The following is a 17,395-nucleotide window of genomic DNA, read 5'->3' on the forward strand; positions in this document are numbered from 1 at the left end:
AAGTACAAGGAAATTAAGTTTATACTTTTATAACAAAGGTGGTCTCGATAGATTAGTGCATCAGCTGGTTCGGTGTTGCATCTTTTAAAGCTAACATTTGTCTCAGTTTTTTAATCTCCTGTCTAGCTTCTAATAACGACCTTTTATCTGTATCAGATTGTTTTTTATAATAATCTCGTGACTCTTTCATTTTTTGTAACCGTTTATCTGAGTGTTGAGCGACTCTTTTTATATCTTGATATTCATTAAACCAGTAGATAACCTCATTTTGTGCTTGAATCATCTTTGCTTCAAGCACATTCTTAACATCAGCGTTATCTATAGCTTTTTTTTCTTTACGCGATTTCTCTTCAGCTTTTCTGATATCTTTGAGCTGATTTAGCTTTTGGACAGGCCAACCACGGTTTGTAATAGTATTTCGATGAATACCAGTCATCTTCGAAAGTTGCGCTATAGTGGGTTTTAGTTTTTTGTTATTTTGAAGATCTATTAAGGCAATATTTAGAGCAGAAGTTATTGCTTCATAGTCGTCATTATTTTTTTGATCATAAGCTTCATTACTCATAGTTCGATTGCCTCACCAAGATTTTCTAACACCATTTTTGCTTCGTTCATTGCTGATAGAATTTGCTCTCGATTGTCTGAATATTCTGGTTTATTGAGGTTGGTTTTATTTAACATGTAAACTTCACGCCATTTAGGAGCATGCTTGGTAGTTACAACGGCTTGTTTGCATCGAGCTGGGTTACAACGTAGTGAACCAATACATGGTAGGCTTGAGTCATACTCTTCTGCTCTACCACCATAGCAAAGCCCTTGTCCCATATAGACCATGGCAACCCCTTGATCTACCATAGCCTCATAAATCTCATCCTCTGTGTATCCTTCAGCCATATATCCACTAAACGTCTTGATCAGACCTTTTTTATGCTCACTCGCTTTACCACCATAATATGTACCATTTGGATTATGGGCAGTTTTAATAGCATCTAATTCAGCTGCTCGGCGCAGTGATTTCGTATCACCTTTTCGGTTGCCGTCTTTTGACAGCATCTCACCTATATCACCGTAGCCTAACGTAACTGACGAGGTAGCGCCAGTAGATGTGTACTTAGAGATGCTCTCTACAAAATGTTTCAATTGAAACGATATAAGAGGCAATCCAACTTCAGCCTTAAACAATTGATATGTTAATGTGTGTCTTAACATATATGGATTGAATTTTAGTTCTTTAGCAACTTTTTCGCCTAAGAGTTGGCTAATAAAGTTATTCATTTGATACACGATACCAGTACTAGTCATTGACTGGGGGGAGTTATCAGGTTTAACAGTATCTACATTAGAAATTAAGTAGGGCGACGCCTTAATTTTTGAGATATACGAAGCTGCTAATACTGCATCCTTAACAATTGGTATAGCTACCCATCTGTCGTCAAACAAACCTGTACTAACTTCATCTTTATGCTTTTTGACCGTACTTTCAATCAGCCAGACGGAGTCACTTTGAATTAAGCACGAACAATCCTGAACTCTTATTTCTGATAGTTCAGATGGTCTCATACCTGTATATTGACCCACTAAATACGCGCAGGCATACGCTACGAGGTTAAAGTATTCTCTAAGATTATTTAACTTATAACCGCGTTTTTTCAATGCGTTACGTAAAGTTAGTCCACCCATAACATTAGAATTTTTATTGAGCATCCAATTATAGGGTTCCACTATATTTGTAATGAAACTTGCAGAATAACCTTTAGTTCCTAGTCTCATAGCAATATAAGCATTTAAAATTTCGTGAGTTATTTTTTCTTTTTTTGCCCATGATAGATGGTTGCTTGTCTCAAATCTTTCGAAGGAGTTGGAGTCAGATATTTTTGCTGAAGCTCCTATAGCACTTAAAAAGTCAACTATGATAAAGGAAGCCATTTTCGAGAGAGATTCAAATACCAGATCTGGCAGCACTTGTTCTTTTTTCAAAGTATTAGTGTTAGCAAGTTTCTTCCATTTCAGGCTATTTAACTCTACATAAGCGATAGGCTTTTCAAATACATACTTAACAGAAGCTGGACTGCGTAGATATTTGAAAAATTTATCTAGCTCTATATTTTTTACACGATCGTAGTTTTCAGCAGCTTTGGAATACAGTTCAGGTGTTATATCGGAGAGTGTTCTGATTTTTTCCTGAACAAACTCATAGCCTAACTCATGAGATGCCTGTTTAAATATTTCATTAATAAACGTTAATCCATTTTCAAAAATTGTAATTAAAGAGTTTGCTTTTAAGACTTTTTTTGTTCGACTTTGGCCTTCCTTACTTTGAAGCTTGAAAATCGAATTGTTTAGCAAGGCCAACTCGAATATGATTTTTATTTCTATTAAAACGAATCTTGGGATATCTGTATACTTTGAAAAACTAATGCGGAGCTTTGCGCCCTGAACATTTCGTGCAGCATTAGGATAGTCGTCATTAAAGTCCCAAAAGTCGTCAGAAAACTTTGATAATTTCGATACAGGTTTGTCCATAAGGTACGTCACATACTCTATGTCATCTGTGTAATTATTTTGAAGGTGCTTCTTCTTTTGAACTGTAGCATGGTCTAGAGCATCTAAAACATATAAACGATGTTCTGCAAAACCTGTTAATACATTCAGCTTTTTTTCATAGTCCATTAGATTACTCCATCAACTAGTGTGGTCGTTTCAATGTATTCTGCTAAACGCCGTCCATTTTCTAATTCTTCTAAGGAAAAATTAGATAGTTCAGGTTCTGTAATACCTTTTATCAGTTCTAAATTCTCTGAAATAACATGCCCATAGGGTGTATCCATGACACGGGAGTGCTCTTTCAAAAGCGTATAGTCACGCTTCATTGCAAAAATTTCAGGCAGATTCTTAGCTGTAATAATGACATTGTCACAACCCAAACATTTGTTATATTGTGAGCATGGAGTACCAGGTATGTAGGATGAAAGATTTTTTACAAAATCTGGTGGGTCAAAAATATTTCTGCATTCAGCTAGAGGAGTATGAAAGGTTGTTACCAACTCATCATTTTTTTTGGACTCTATATCTTCTGGCACTTTCTCAACTTTTTTATCCAGAGTCGATTGATGTATCTCTTCTAATTCATCATTTATCTTCATTCTACTCATGGAGTTAAAATCTAGAGAATCTATATAACCGAGAGTTGTTTGGAGTGAGGAGTGACCCAACATGAGTTGAATTTCACGTACAGTTACGCCATTTCTAAGCATCTCACTAACAAATGTTGGTCTAAAGCGACTTATTGTAAGAGTTAGGGGATCTCCTGCATCATTTTTTAAATTATATTTCTTAACAAACCTGGACAAACTAGCTCCCAATGCTTCTGTATTTTTTTCTTTGTTTCCTAATAGTGGAGATACTCTGCCGTGCTTTTTTGTACTATTCGACTGATAGATAAACAACCTATCTTTAAAAGCATTATCTTCAATGTCTTGTCGAAAACTACTCGTCAATTGGACTAATTCTTCAAAAATAATTTTTATAGACTTAGCTTGAGATGACGTAAGCCATGTCAGTTCTGCATTAAAAAGATCGAGGTGGTATTCTTTATGACCATCAGACCTTTCTTTCCAATATCTAAGACAAGGCCGCGATGTTGCCGGATGGGAATCTACATAATCGTTTATATCAAGAGAAAGTAAAGGATTTGCATTTAAACCAGTAATTTGAGCAAGCCTTAAAACGTAAGGCGTTAGTGTATCCATATTTATCATTGGGGTAATGCCCCAGTCGTTGTATACCTCTATCAAACCCTTATCTGAATCATTAATAATTCTTAAGAAAGACTTCTCAATAGGTGATTTAGCTGTATTGTAATGAACTGGCTTACACATTAAGCGGTTTTCAAAGAGCCATCGCGCATTCTCTAGTGTCGAAAGGCCTCTAATGACTGAACCCTTTTCGTCCAAAGGATTGCTGCCTAAACCCGTTTTCTTATAAGGTTTGAGGGCTTTTCTAGATTCGCTCAATCCTTTTTCAATAGCCTCTAATATTCGAAGTCGCTCGTTCATTGTAAATGGCTTTTTAACATCTGTTTCTCTAGTTGTAGCAAATCCATTTATATTGAAAAAGCTATATTCTATATCGCGTACTTGAGTCAGCCGATTCAATGTTATACGGACTGAACTCAAAACTGTATTTGCATGATAACTTGATATTTCTTTATTTATTACCTTGTCCTCTAAATATTTCCGATATCTAGATAATAGGTATTCATCAAAAGTTGTTACGATTCTAAAGGGTTTATTTCCATACAGTTTAGATAAGAACTCTATAAATGAACTACTCGCAACTCTATAATTACTCTTGCCTGATTTTGAAGAGACAGTTTTGCTACTACAAGCAAACAGTTGCTCAACCTGAATAAACGGTTCTAATTTTGAAGGAGGGAAGAAGTCATCAGCTGCATTTAGCTCTCTTGCTGCGAGTCTATGAAAACGCTCTATCTGACTTTCACTATGATTTCTTCTATTGACATTCGCTTCGCTTGTTCTTTCAGCAACGCTTTTATAATTCGCATCAATAATTCCAATTTTTTCTAAGTCTTTGTGAATAAATTCCCAAGCATCTTTAACAACATTAAATTCTAAGGATCCTTTTTTTATAGGTAGTTGTTCTGGAGACATTTTTCCTATCGAAATTTTGTTGCCGAAAATAGGTAAAGTGTGCTTTTCCTCTACAGTTAGCTTTCTGTACCAATTCAAAAGTTTTCTAGTGTTTTCGATGCCAGCCGCTTCGTAGCTTTCACTTGGTATTACTAGAATACCTTCTTCGATCATCCTTTCAATTAAAGGAGTAGTAAGACCCCTATATTTTTGTGCAACAGAGTATGAAACACCTACAGCACTCTGAATATGCTTAACAGCTACACTGAAGCCTAAAGTATTATCCGCTTTACTAATTGGTATTTCCCATAGTGATTCTTTATCTCCAGCTGTTTTCGATACCCATTCTATAACAGCTGCTTCGGCGTCTTTAATCGGTTGTTTTTCTTCAACGTTCTTAAAGTCTGTACCTAAAGTTCCTGGCTCAGGAAAATCCTCATGAATCTCATCAATGGTTATTCCAATGTTTTTCATTTGATGTCCTTAATGCCAATTCTTAACTGTGTCTGTTCAGATAAGCGCTTCATTTTCTCAGCTTTGGTTAATGTATCACCATTCTCGTCACACATGCTCTTGTAGATATCTTGAGGGATATTAGGGTGTGTTGACATATATAGAATAATTGATAATCATAGTGTTATGACTAGATTAACCCTAAGTGATGCCCAGTGGGCAAAGATAGCACCGTATTGTGCAGGTAAAGAGACCGATGTTGGTAGAACAGCGGTAAATAATCGACTATTTATCGAAGCTGTTCTATGGATTGTCCGAACAGGTAGTCCGTGGCGAGACTTACCCCCTGAATTTGGTAACTGGAACAGTGTTTATAAGCGCTACCGTCGATGGGTAAAAAGCGATAGATTCAGCAAGCTATTTAATGCTCTGAATGACTCAGATTTAGAGTATGCCATGATTGATGGCACTATTGTTAAGGTACATCGTCATGGACAAGGCGCAAAAGGGGGGCTTGTCATCAGGCAATTGGCAAATCAAGAGGCGGTATGACCACTAAAATCATGGCAATGGTTGATGCATTAGGCAACCTTGTTGATTTTACTTTATTGAAAGGACAACAGCATGACATGGCTGGCGTTAAACCTTTAATTAAAGACAAAGAGTTTGGTGCATTGCTTGCTGATAGAGCCTTTGACACGGATTGGCTACTGCTAGACTTAGAAGAGCGTGGTAGCAAAGCGGTCATACCCCCTAAACGCTCTCGTTTAAAGCAACGAGATTTCGATAAAGAAATGTACAAGTGGCGTCACTTAATCGAGAACTTCTTCTGTAAGCTGAAAGATTTCAAGAAAATTGCCATGCGTGCTGAAAAAACGGATGAGTCGTTTGCTGCTAATATCTATTTAGCAGCGACGATTATCCATTTACGGTAATTGTCAACACACCCTAGTGTATATCTGTGTAGTACTAAGATGGTTGTGGCCTAAGCAATTCTGCACAATAGCAAGCCGATCTACATAGTTAGACCCTAAATCCTTTGACTGTAGTATTGAATAAGCGTTGCCATGCCGTAGCTTGTGGGGAGAAATCAGTCGATTGAGTCGACCGTGTTTGATTGCGCGTTTACTTATACGTTCAAGTAGCTTACTGATTGAATTTGGGGTGTAAGGAGTGCCTTCAGCATTAAGGAACGCTGGTGTTTCAGACGGCTTTAAATATTTACGAGCGTATTTTTTATACAAGGGAGATGCGTGGTATTTTTCCACACGTTTGATAGTTACTAAGCTAAGCAAAGTCCAGCGTGGCTTAATTTGATTACCACGGCCCTTACTTCCTTTAACTTTCAAAGATACATAGTCGGGATGAATAGGCAGGTCAGTATCGCGGGAAATATATTTTTCAGAATTAAGGCTAGTAATATCTTTAAAGTCTTGAAGAGTAACTCTAGGTAGTTCTGAACGACGTAAGCCAGAGTCGTATAAAAACTGGAGTAAAGCTCTTTCTCGTTCTGAATCAGTAAATTCAATCAATATGAAAAGGTCATCAAGTGTGCAAGAGCTAATCGGTGTGCGCTTTGGTGGTTTTGATAGCAAGCCATCGCTATATGGGTTATCTTGTCTAAGCTTATCACGGTCTTCTGTAGGGCTACAAAGGTATTCGATGAAGGCATGTATTGTCTCATCTCGACTTCTAACAGTAGATGAGTTCTTATGGTCTTCACGGATTAAAAATGTCAGGTATTCTTGAATTACGTATTTTGGAACTGTAATAAATACTTCATCAGATTCACTGTCATCATAATCTGGACGACTACGAATATAACTTAAGAAGTAGCTTAGGTTTCTACCATAAGTAACTGCTGATTTATAAGAGATTATTTGATGTTTGGTTCGATACGACAAATACTCAGAAACAAGAGGAAGGATCTTGCCATCATCATCAAATACTCCAACACCATTCACTGTTATGGTTTTGTTCAATGATAAATTTGGAATCTCATTGAGTAAACAAGACTTAGATAAATCTAACTTTGTATCAAAACAAACTTTAACATCCATAATAATCACTATCTCAATACATAGACTAAGTTATGTATTGCATTATATACGATCTATTACTCCGTATTGTGCATTATTGTTATGGGGGTATAATAGGAAAAGATCAGCCGAACGTTGATATAGCTGGCAGGAGAGTTTACCGTCTGCGACAAAAAACTGAAACAGCGTATGACACGGTGGTAGTGCCACTTGCTCTGCTTCGCCTGGATTCCAGCCTGATACAATCAAGCGGCGCGAGTTGGGGTTGGTCTTGATTTGCTCAACGACCTGTGCGATTTGATCGACACCATCATCGTTATAGCTGCCGTCCGAGCCTTTACTTGCACCATAGTTACGCCACTGATGGCCATATACGGGGCCTAAATCACCTGTAGGACGATTGAAACGTGCGGTTTGCTCCGCTGTTGCCCACTCATTCCAGATACGCACGCCATTGTCTTGCAAGTATTGAACGTGGGTGCTGCCACTCAAAAACCATAATAATTCATAAGCGATAGATTTGAAGTGAACTTTTTTGGTCGTCAATAATGGAAAACCTGCCGCTAAGTCAAAACGCAACTGCGCGCCAAAATGACTCAGCGTACCCGTACCCGTGCGATCGCCTTTTTCAGTACCGTTGTCTAAGACGTGGCGCAGCAAATCAAGATACGCTTGCTCGTTGTTACTTTGGGTGCCATTGCTCATAAAAGTGCTCTTTAATTACTGCTGACAGCGTCCACAGGTTAGGCTAGTAATCCATATAGACGCTGTCATTGTTAAAAGTATTGCTAGGGTAGGCGTTATGAGGCGTACCCTCTTATTTAAGTGATTAATCGTTTTATCGGTAAGGCGAGACCTTTAATAAGCGGCGTGCTTACCCCAATCGTAGATGCCACGCTTATAGGCGTAACCGATCAAGAATAGACCGATAATAATCATCGGCGTGCTCAATATTTGCCCTTTGGTCACCCAACCTAACAAAATAAATCCTTGGTCAACGTCTGGCTGACGGAAGAACTCAATGATGAAGCGGCTCAAGCCATAGCCCAACATAAAGACACCAGTTACTGCCATGCGCGGACGAGGTTTTGATGAGTACCACCAAAGGAATAAAAATAACAGCAGACCTTCAGCAAAGGCTTCATACAGTTGTGATGGGTGACGAGGCAATAAATACTGACCATTGACCTCAGTCATCACCTCTTGTAGCTCAGGATTGGCTTGCAGTTGCTGCATATCAAAGCCAGCCGCTTGAGGAAAGTAGGTGAGCCAATTGTAGCCACCATCAGAGACACGGCCCCATAACTCGCCATTGATATAGTTACCGATACGACCAAACAACAAGCCTGTCGGGACGCAAGGCACGATAAAATCGAGCACTTGAAACGGGGTCTTTTTATATTTGCGAGCAAAATACAGCATGCCCAGCATGACACCAATCAGGCCACCATGGAATGACATGCCGCCTTCCCAAACCTTGAAGAGGTAGGCAGGGTTTTGTAGCAACTCACCAAATTGATAAAACAATACGTAACCGACACGACCACCCAATATGACGCCTAGTGCGCCCAAGAACACGAGATCTGAGACCATATCTGTCGTCCAGCCCTCACGCTTGGTGCTGCGATACCATGCCAGACCGTAAGCGGCAGCAAACGCCAGTAAATACATCAGCCCATACCAGTGGACTTCGACAGGCCCAAGTGCCAAGGCGACAGGATCGTACTGAGGATGAATCATCATAAGGGTGTCATAATATTGATAATAAAGTGCTGACTATAATAGCAAATTTCGTGCGCCCAGCATACATAATTGCTATGACGCCAGTCAGGGGGTGCTAGGAGGTTGGCTATCGGTTTTGAGTGTCGTTGATAGATTGATAGGCTAGGGATGTAAGAAATAAAGAGTGATAGATCTCAGATATAGTCACAGTAATAGAAGAAAGTTTTGAGGTGACAATAGACGCTCTTGATAGCGGACAGTCTAAGAAGAGTATGACGTCCTTGGCACATAAAAGATGTCCACTACCAAGTAAATATAATTAAAACAGTTAGATAGCCACCAGTTCTTGTACTTTGTTTTCGATCATCGTATCGCCTGCACCTTGAGACACGACCTTACCGCGTGATAATACGGTGTAGTTGTCAGCAAGCTCTTCAGCAAATTCATAAAACTGTTCGACCAGTACAATGGCCATGTCACCTTTGTCAGCTAAGTCCCGAAGCACACGGCCGATATCTTTAATGATAGACGGCTGTATACCTTCGGTTGGCTCATCCAAAATCAGTACTGATGGCTCGGAGGCGAGCGCGCGAGCAATGGCAAGCTGCTGCTGCTGACCGCCAGACAAATCACCACCGCGGCGATGTTTCATCTCATCAAGCACTGGAAAAATATCATATAAATGCTTGGGTACTTGCTTGGCTTTACTGCGTGAAAACTTTGCCATACCAATCAAGATATTTTCTTCTACCGTTAGTGTCGAGAATATATCGCGACCTTGCGGCACATAAGCCAAACCTGCTTGCACGCGCTGCTCGGGGGAGAGTTTGCTGATGTCTTGGTCGTTGAGCAAAATTTGCCCTGATTTGATTGGCAATATCCCCATCAGGCATTTGAGTAAGGTGGTCTTGCCCACGCCATTACGGCCAAGTACGACACTGCATGCGCCTACGGGTGCTGTAAACGAGACATCTCGTAAAATATGACTGCCGCCATAATATTGATTGATGCCATTGACTTGTAACATGACGGTCTCCTAATCTTTCAATGATTTTTAATATTTGCATGGTTTAGCGGCTTATTGGCTAACGATGTATTGAATTATTGTCCAACTATCGACCCAGATAGGACTCAATCACCGCTTCATTGGCTTGTACTTCCGCCAAGGTACCTTCGGCCAATATCGCCCCTTGGGCCAGTACGGTGACTTTTTCACTAATCGCATCGATAAAGGTCATGTCATGCTCGACCACCACTAAGGTATGGTTCTTTTTTAGGCGCAGGCACAGCTCGGCAGTATGTTCAGTTTCGGCGTCGGTCATACCGGCTACTGGCTCATCAAGCAAGATCAGTTTGGGACTCTGCATCAGTAACATACCAATCTCTAGCCATTGTTTTTGACCATGAGAGAGCAGCCCAGCTGGCTTGTTGATTTTGTCAGTCAGGCGAATCTGCTGTAGGGTGGCATCGAGGGTGTCGCGAGTATCGGCATCGAGTTTATTGAACAAGCTTTTGACCACGCGCTTGTCTTTTGGCGCGGCAAGTAGCAAATTGTCTATCACCGTAAAATTCTCAAAGACAGTGGGTTTTTGAAATTTACGACCGATACCTGCTTCAGCGATTTCTTCGGTAGATAGGCTGGCAAGATTATGCGTCTGACCAAAAAACACGCTGCCTTCGGTAGGTCGAGTTTTACCAGTGATGACATCCATCAGGGTGGTTTTACCCGCGCCATTAGGGCCGATAATACAGCGCAGCTCACCTTCCTCAATATAGAGCGACAGATTGTTAAGTGCGCGAAACGAATCAAACCAAACGCTCACATCTTCTAGATATAGCGCAATACCATGGCTAAAATCGACGCCTGCTGGCTTTGGATGGCTGCGGCCAGAGCCACCATGAGTACGCCCATACTCATTGGTTGGCTGCTCGGACGTTGTTGATTTATCAGTTAGCATTACTCTTTCTCCTTTTTAAAGCGGTCGAACAAGCCCATAATGCCATTGGGTAAAAACAACGTGACCACAACGAATAGCCCGCCCAATATCAATAGCCAAAACTCAGGGTAGGCAACCGTAAAGTAGGTTTTTACCGCGTTCACCACACCCGTTCCCAAAATCGCGCCAATTAAGCTGCCTCGACCACCAGTCGCGACCCAGACTGCCATCTCAATTGAGTTAACAGGATTCATCTCACTCGGGTTAATAATGCCAACTTGCGGTACGTATAGCGCACCTGCGATACCAGCAATGACGGCGGACAACACCCAAGCAGAGAGCTTGTACCATAGCGTGCGATAGCCTAAATACTGCAAGCGGTTCTCGCTATCGCGAATCGCGCCCAGTACGCGTCCATAAGGCTGGTTTATTAAATAACGCAGTCCCATGTAAGATACGAGGAGCGCCAAGGCAGTGACAAAACACAGCACCGCACGGGTTGAGGCAGCAGTAATGTCATAGCCGAGAAGGGTGGTAAAACCGGTAAAGCCATTGTTACCGCCGAAGCCTGTTTCGTTACGGAAGAATAGCAGGGCGGCGGCATAGACCATGGCCTGAGTGATGATAGAAAAATAAACACCTTTGATTTTTGAGCGGAAAGCAAAAAAACCAAAGATAAAGGCAATCACACCTGGCACTAAAACCACTAATGCCATTGCCCACCAAAAATGCTGCGTGCCGGCCCAGTACCATGGCATCTCAGTCCAGCTCAAGAAACGCATAAAGTCAGGCAGGCCATCGCCAGCAGTCTCACGCGTTAAGTACATGCCAAACGCATAACCACCCAGCGCAAAATATAAGCCATGCCCTAAACTCAAAATACCAGCGTAGCCCCAGACTAGATCTAGTGCCAATGCCACCATTGCCAGTGCCATGATTTTGCCAATCAGGGTAATCCAGTAGGCGGATAGGTGAAAGGGTGACGTCTCTGGCATTAGATGCAACCAAGGGAGTATCAATAGCACCGCAAAGCACAAACCGATTAAAATGGCGCTACGCCGTGTGTCAGACAGTAATTTGGTCAGTATCATAAGAGTCTCCTTATTCGACAAAGCGGCCTTTGAGGGCAAATAAACCTTGTGGCCGCTTCTGAATAAACAGAATCACAAGAACCAACAACACAATCTTGGCCAATACTGCACCAATGCCAATCTCAAGCACCGTACCACTAACGCCAAGTCCCAAGGCGGCCAATACCGCGCCCCATACTTGTCCAACCCCGCCAACGACGACGACCAAAAACGTATCAATAATATACGTCTGACCCAGATCAGGGCCGACGTTGCCCACTTGCGCCAGCGCGCAACCAGCCATACCAGCCAGTCCAGAGCCCAAACCAAATGCCATCATATCGATGCGCGCAGAAGGGATACCGACGGCACGTGCCATTTGACGGTTTTGAGTGACCGCGCGTATAAATAATCCAAAGCGAGTCTTATTGAGCAAGTACACCAGTAGCGCCACGACAATGACGGTAAACACGATGATGGCGATGCGGTTGTAAGGGAGTACAAGGCTGGATGACACTTGATACGCGCCACTGAGCCACGCCACATTACTGACTTCAACGTTTTGCGCGCCAAAAATCATCCGTACCAACTGCATCAGAATGAGACTCACGCCAAAGGTTGCCAATAGCGTCTCCAGCTCACGACCATATAGCGGACGAATGACAATGCGCTCAATAATCATACCGATGATGGCACTGACCAAAAATGCCGCTGGAATAGCAGCAAGCAAATACCAGCCCGCCATATTCGGCAGATAAGTTTGAAATGCGTTTTGCACCATATAAGTGGTATACGCGCCAATCATAATCAGCTCACCATGCGCCATATTAATCACGCCAAGCAAACCAAAAGTAATCGCAAGGCCAAGCGCCGCCAGCAGTAAAATACTGGCCGTACTCATCCCAGTGAAAATATGACCTGTCCATGTGCTTATCTGGATACGGCGTGCCACGCTGTCTCTGGCATCAGTGAGAGCCGCTTCAAGCGTCGGATCTAAGTTGTCAGATGCAAGGGCAGACTCAATATCAACCAATACCTGCGGGCTGTCGCTATCAGCGAGTAGATTGACCGCTGCAATCTGAGTGGGCAAATCGCCATTTTTGAAATCAATACGCGCCTGTAGTGCCGATAGTGCTTTTTGAACGTTGGCATTGTCTTCGTTTGCGGCGGCTGTTGTGATAATGGCTGGATCGACTTGGTCAATATTATCAGCCAAAATATCCACAGCTTGCAGGCGCTGTGCTGGCTTGTCAGACTCCAGTTTTACCTTGGCTTGTCCAAAAATAAGCGCGGATCGTAAGGCATTGGTCAGGGTGATTTGTGATAGATCACTTGGCCAATCGGTCGTTTCTTTTTTGTCAGGATACGTAAATAGCTGATCCTCTGCGTTGAGTAAATAAGTCTGTCCGCCGTTGCCTTGATACAGCTCATCATTGGCAATCAACTCAACAAAACTGTCCAAACTCTCAATTGACCCTGGCCAATCACTTAACATGGCTTGGCGCTTACTAAAATCGCCCGCCACAAACTGTTGAATGGTATCGCCTGATGCGGCAGTTGAGGCTTGTGTAGGCGTGGTCAATGATTGCTCATTATTGGTGCGTAGCGTGTCATTGCCATCGGTCATCGACTCTGAGGTGACAATGGCGATATTTGCCGATTGGGAGTCGTTATCAGCATGGGCAGTGGCGGTTATGAATAATGCAATCAATGCAAGTAACCGTAGCGGCGCATAGATGGAAAAACGAGCCGTGTGCCGCATGACTTCACTAACTGATGCTTTTGGACTATTACCCTGTTCGGATGATATTTGCCCTGCAAACGGGCGTAAAGTATGGCGCTGCATGTGCGGCTCCCTGTTTTTACAGACAACAAACCCTTAGCCTCTGCTGCTTAGCGGACTAAGCAGCAGAAGTGATAATAAGGTTTTGAGGTGTTTGAAAGTTTTGAAAATAAATGTTGAAAATCAATGGGGAGAGTAGGCATTGGCTTATTTATTTCGTTTATCCATCTACCGACTATCCATGCATTTTTCAATACAACTTTATTTAGGAGACTGTTTATTTAGGAATATATTCGCTCCATGGCTGCGCTTGGATGACTTCTGGAGTTTTGTAGATAATGTCGAACTGACCATCCGTACGAATTTGTCCAATCATTACAGGCTTCCATAAATGATGATTTTCGTCATCCATCTTTAGGGTGTAGCCAGAAGGCGCATCAAAGGTTTGTCCCGCCATACTAATACGCACTTTATCGACGTTGGTGGTGCCTGCTTTTTCAACGGCTTGTTTCCACATATTGATACCCACATAGGTGGCCTCCATGGGATCATTGGTCACAACTTTGTCAGCATTTGGCAGTTTTTTGTCCAGCGCGTATTGCTTATAGCGTTTGGTAAAATCGCTATTGGTTGGGTTTTTGATCGACATAAAGTAGTTCCATGCCGCCAAGTGTCCTTGTAGCAAGTTGGTATCGATACCGCGCAGCTCTTCTTCACCGACTGAGAACGCCATGACGGGAATATCTGAGGCTTTGATACCTTGGTTGGCAAGTTCACGATAGAACGGCACGTTTGAGTCGCCATTGATGGTAGAGATCACCGCAGTCTTTTTGCCCGTTGAGAATTTCTTAATATTAGAGACGATGGTTTGATAGTTGCTAAAACCAAATGGCGTGTACTCTTCCATGATGTCTTCATCAGCCACGCCTTTTGATTTCAAAAATGCCTTTAGAATCTGGTTGGTGGTTCGTGGATAGACGTAATCGGTACCCAGTAGTACAAAGCGCTCTGCACCGCCGCCTTCTTCACTCATCAAATACTCAACCGCTGGAATGGCTTGCTGATTTGGCGCTGCGCCAGTATAAAAGATATTTTCTGATTGTTCTTGGCCTTCGTACTGCACTGGATAAAACATCAAGCCGTTCAACTCTTCAACCACTGGCAATACTGACTTACGCGATACCGAGGTCCAACCACCAAAAATCACATCGACTTTATCTTGAGTGAGCAGCTGACGCGCTTTCTCAGCAAACAACGGCCAATCAGAGGCAGGGTCGACGACTACTGGCTCTAATTGCTTACCGAGCACGCCGCCATTGGCGTTGATTTCGTCAATGGTCATGAGTGCAGTGTCTTTTAGCGAAGTTTCAGAAATGGCCATGGTGCCAGATAGCGAGTGCAAGATGCCTACTTTGATCGTATCGCCATCAGCGGCAGGAGTGGTCGTTGTCTCTGTCGTGGTTTCAGTCGTTGTCTCTGTCGATGCCGCAGTTTCGGCAGGCTTTTGACAGCCAGCGAGGCTCAGACTACCAACGACGGCAATTGCTAGTAACGAAAAGCGTGATTTGATTTTGCCGTGTAGGTGAGCGTCAACAACCTGAGGGTTGGCTAAAGTTGGTAATGAAAACATGGACATCTCCTAAATAGACACAAAAGGTAAAGTACTGCTCCTGAACAGTTATTAAGCGTTCAAGTTCCGTGCCAAGTCAAAAATGCCAATAATCGCGTAATAATTGAGCAATAAACAAATATTGTCTATTATTTTCGTTAATTTAGTGCACGATTGTTAATAAACCGCACCATAACGGGGAAGGAGATAAAAAATTGGTGCAATGTAAAAACAAAGTCACGACATAGCGAAGATCTGATATAAGTACACAGGTTGCTAAAAGCACTTATTGCTAAAAATCTGCAAAACGGCTACGGTAATGCCTATAGAATAGACATTATTTCACATACGTATCTCATAAATGGATTACGCTGACGCCATGATCGATTTCACTTCTAAGGAAAGATATATGAACGCATACCGAACACAGTGGTCTGGCCTAACGGCTCATGCTCGCACCTCATCACGGCGCTCGCAACGATCGCGCCTTATGGTTTTGCCACTTGTGCTTGGTGGCAGTACGGTATTAGGGTTACCCGTCGCCCAAGCGGCAACGAGTAGTATCGAGCAAGTGACGGTTTATCAAGGCTTGGCAAGCGTCACACGAGCACTGCCCATTACTGGTAGCGGTGAGCAAACTGTGATATTTTCTTGCCTGTCACCTTATATGGATAAAGACAGTCTCAGCGTACAGGCGGTGGGTAATGTCAATATTGGTGAAATCAGTATTGAAGAGTTAACAGGAGAGCAAGCAATCCAATGCCAATATCAGGGTGACGCCAAGGTACAAACACAGCAAAATACCTTGGCTAGCATTAATGCGGAATTAGAAGCGGCGCGCTTAGCAAAAGCCTACTTGCAAAATTTGGCCACAGTTACGCAACTCAACACCGAAGGGACTATCGCCAACAACACACGCGATATAGAGACTCAAGCGGTAAGCCTTAACCAAAAGATTTTGGACATTCAGCAGCGCCAAGCACGCGCCCAAGACGCACTGAATCAGCTCATGGCAGGCAGTGCCACATCAACCTCCAATAATGTAACACAGGTGAGTGTACGTACTGCTAGTCGCTCGCCAAGTAGCATTAAATTGCATTATCAGGTACAAGGCGCAGGCTGGGAGCCCACCTATCAGGCGCGTCTCAACACCAATAGCGAGCAGCTAAATATCACTGCCTCTGCGATTATTGCCCAGCAAACGGGCGAGAACTGGACAAACGTCCCTGTGACTCTTAGTACTGCTAACCCTAACCAAAGTGCGACAGGGAGACTGCCTCATGTGCCGCGCCTATCACTTTATGAAGAAAACCAAAATGTTGTGTATGCAATACCTATGTCGGATAACACGCCTGTCGTAGTATCTGCCAGAGAGGGTTATAGCGATGATTCTAGAGCACCAAATATGGCACCACTGCCGAACTTTACGGTCAGTAGCCAAAACAAAAACGGTATCATTGAGTATCGCTTGCCGCAGCGAGTGACGATACCCAGCGGTGGCAGGCGAGTGCGCACTGTCATTGGTGAGCAATCTGGCAGCAGTAAGCTGTGGGTTCGCAGTACCCCAAGCGTCGAGACGGCGGCCTATTGGTACGCATCAGCGCCGTTCTTGACGCCAGATTGGGTAGATGGCTCATTACAGCTATACCGTGATGACAATTATGTTGGACAATCGCGCTATAACTATCAGATGTTAAAAGAGCAGGGGATTGGTTTTGGTCGTGATCCAAGCATGATGGTCAAAGCGCTGATCAATGAAGACAAGCAAGGTGAAAAGGGCGTGCTCAACCGTACACAAACCTTAACAACGACTAAGGCCTATCAATTTACCAATCAGCATAACCGCACTGTGCGCTTGCAAGTATTGGGTAGCGAGCCTATTAGCCGTGATGACAGTCTCAAAGTCGCAGTCACCCACACGCCGCCTGTCACGGAGCGTAATTGGAATGACAATCAAGGCATGGTAGCGTGGGAGTTTAACGTGCCAAGTAAGCAGTCACAGGTGATACGTACAACATCCCAAATCAGTTACCCTGCCAATAAGATATTGAGTGGTGATCGATAAATGAGGCCTGCTCAGCAAGTCAGTTTTAAGTGATGATTTTTGTTCTTACCAAAAATCTCGCGCCCAAC

At 42.9% G+C, this 17,395-nt stretch carries 13 protein-coding genes; 2 read left to right on the forward strand and 11 right to left on the reverse strand.

Annotated elements, in window-relative coordinates; all coding sequences use genetic code 11:
- Window positions 1-52 precede the first annotated feature (52 nt).
- The 3 genes from JMX83_RS07575 to JMX83_RS07585 are packed head-to-tail and all read right to left on the reverse strand — an operon-like array spanning window position 53 to window position 5,123.
- On the reverse strand, window positions 53-565 hold the full coding sequence (locus JMX83_RS07575) for a hypothetical protein (RefSeq protein WP_102077602.1): 513 nt from the start codon (window positions 563-565) through the stop codon (window positions 53-55).
- Window positions 562-2,670: a site-specific integrase gene (locus tag JMX83_RS07580; protein ID WP_201600205.1), complete on the reverse strand. Its 2,109-nt coding sequence runs from the start codon at window positions 2,668-2,670 to the stop codon at window positions 562-564. The genes JMX83_RS07575 and JMX83_RS07580 overlap by 4 nt, the downstream gene beginning before the upstream one ends.
- Window positions 2,670-5,123: a tyrosine-type recombinase/integrase gene (locus JMX83_RS07585; RefSeq protein ID WP_201600207.1), complete on the reverse strand. Its 2,454-nt coding sequence runs from the start codon at window positions 5,121-5,123 to the stop codon at window positions 2,670-2,672. The genes JMX83_RS07580 and JMX83_RS07585 overlap by 1 nt, the downstream gene beginning before the upstream one ends.
- 165 nt (window positions 5,124-5,288) lie before the next feature.
- On the opposite strand from JMX83_RS07585, the gene JMX83_RS07590 reads away from it, so the two are divergent.
- Window positions 5,289-6,037, forward strand: a protein-coding gene (locus tag JMX83_RS07590) for an IS5 family transposase (protein WP_165596948.1) whose coding sequence is annotated in 2 segments (ribosomal slippage) — window positions 5,289-5,619 and window positions 5,619-6,037 — 750 coding nt in all. Because the reading frame shifts where the segments join, the coding sequence is not laid out codon by codon here.
- A 3-nt stretch (window positions 6,038-6,040) separates the two neighbouring features.
- Here JMX83_RS07590 and JMX83_RS07595 read toward each other — a convergent pair.
- From JMX83_RS07595 to urtA, 8 genes are all read right to left on the reverse strand, one after another.
- Entirely contained in the window at window positions 6,041-7,162 is a 1,122-nt protein-coding gene (locus tag JMX83_RS07595; protein WP_201600209.1) for a tyrosine-type recombinase/integrase, read from the reverse strand.
- 42 nt (window positions 7,163-7,204) lie between these two features.
- Window positions 7,205-7,846 (reverse strand): thymidylate synthase, encoded by a 642-nt coding sequence (gene thyA, locus JMX83_RS07600; protein WP_265089508.1) that lies wholly within the window; start codon window positions 7,844-7,846, stop codon window positions 7,205-7,207.
- 153 nt (window positions 7,847-7,999) lie between these two features.
- On the reverse strand, window positions 8,000-8,884 hold the full coding sequence (gene lgt, locus JMX83_RS07605; protein WP_201600217.1) for a prolipoprotein diacylglyceryl transferase: 885 nt from the start codon (window positions 8,882-8,884) through the stop codon (window positions 8,000-8,002).
- A 307-nt stretch (window positions 8,885-9,191) separates the two neighbouring features.
- Window positions 9,192-9,890 (reverse strand): urea ABC transporter ATP-binding subunit UrtE, encoded by a 699-nt coding sequence (gene urtE, locus JMX83_RS07610; RefSeq protein ID WP_201600219.1) that lies wholly within the window; start codon window positions 9,888-9,890, stop codon window positions 9,192-9,194.
- Between the two features lie 85 nt (window positions 9,891-9,975).
- The gene (gene urtD, locus JMX83_RS07615) at window positions 9,976-10,821 is read right to left on the reverse strand and encodes an urea ABC transporter ATP-binding protein UrtD (RefSeq protein ID WP_201600221.1); all 846 of its coding nucleotides are present in this window, start codon (window positions 10,819-10,821) and stop codon (window positions 9,976-9,978) included.
- Window positions 10,821-11,891, reverse strand: a complete 1,071-nt coding sequence (urtC, locus tag JMX83_RS07620; protein WP_201600223.1) for an urea ABC transporter permease subunit UrtC — start codon at window positions 11,889-11,891, stop codon at window positions 10,821-10,823. Before urtC ends, urtD begins: the two co-directional genes overlap by 1 nt.
- 10 nt (window positions 11,892-11,901) lie before the next feature.
- Window positions 11,902-13,497 carry an urea ABC transporter permease subunit UrtB gene (gene urtB / locus JMX83_RS07625; RefSeq protein ID WP_227675783.1) on the reverse strand — a complete coding sequence of 532 codons (1,596 nt, stop codon included), beginning with the start codon at window positions 13,495-13,497 and terminating at the stop codon, window positions 11,902-11,904.
- A 433-nt stretch (window positions 13,498-13,930) separates the two neighbouring features.
- Entirely contained in the window at window positions 13,931-15,283 is a 1,353-nt protein-coding gene (urtA, locus tag JMX83_RS07630; protein WP_201600225.1) for an urea ABC transporter substrate-binding protein, read from the reverse strand.
- 388 nt (window positions 15,284-15,671) lie between these two features.
- On the opposite strand from urtA, the gene JMX83_RS07635 reads away from it, so the two are divergent.
- Window positions 15,672-17,327 (forward strand): DUF4139 domain-containing protein, encoded by a 1,656-nt coding sequence (locus JMX83_RS07635; RefSeq protein ID WP_201600227.1) that lies wholly within the window; start codon window positions 15,672-15,674, stop codon window positions 17,325-17,327.
- Window positions 17,328-17,395 lie beyond the last annotated feature (68 nt).

It is taken from the genome of Psychrobacter piscatorii, assembly GCF_904846415.1.
GTDB lineage: Bacteria > Pseudomonadota > Gammaproteobacteria > Pseudomonadales > Moraxellaceae > Psychrobacter > Psychrobacter piscatorii.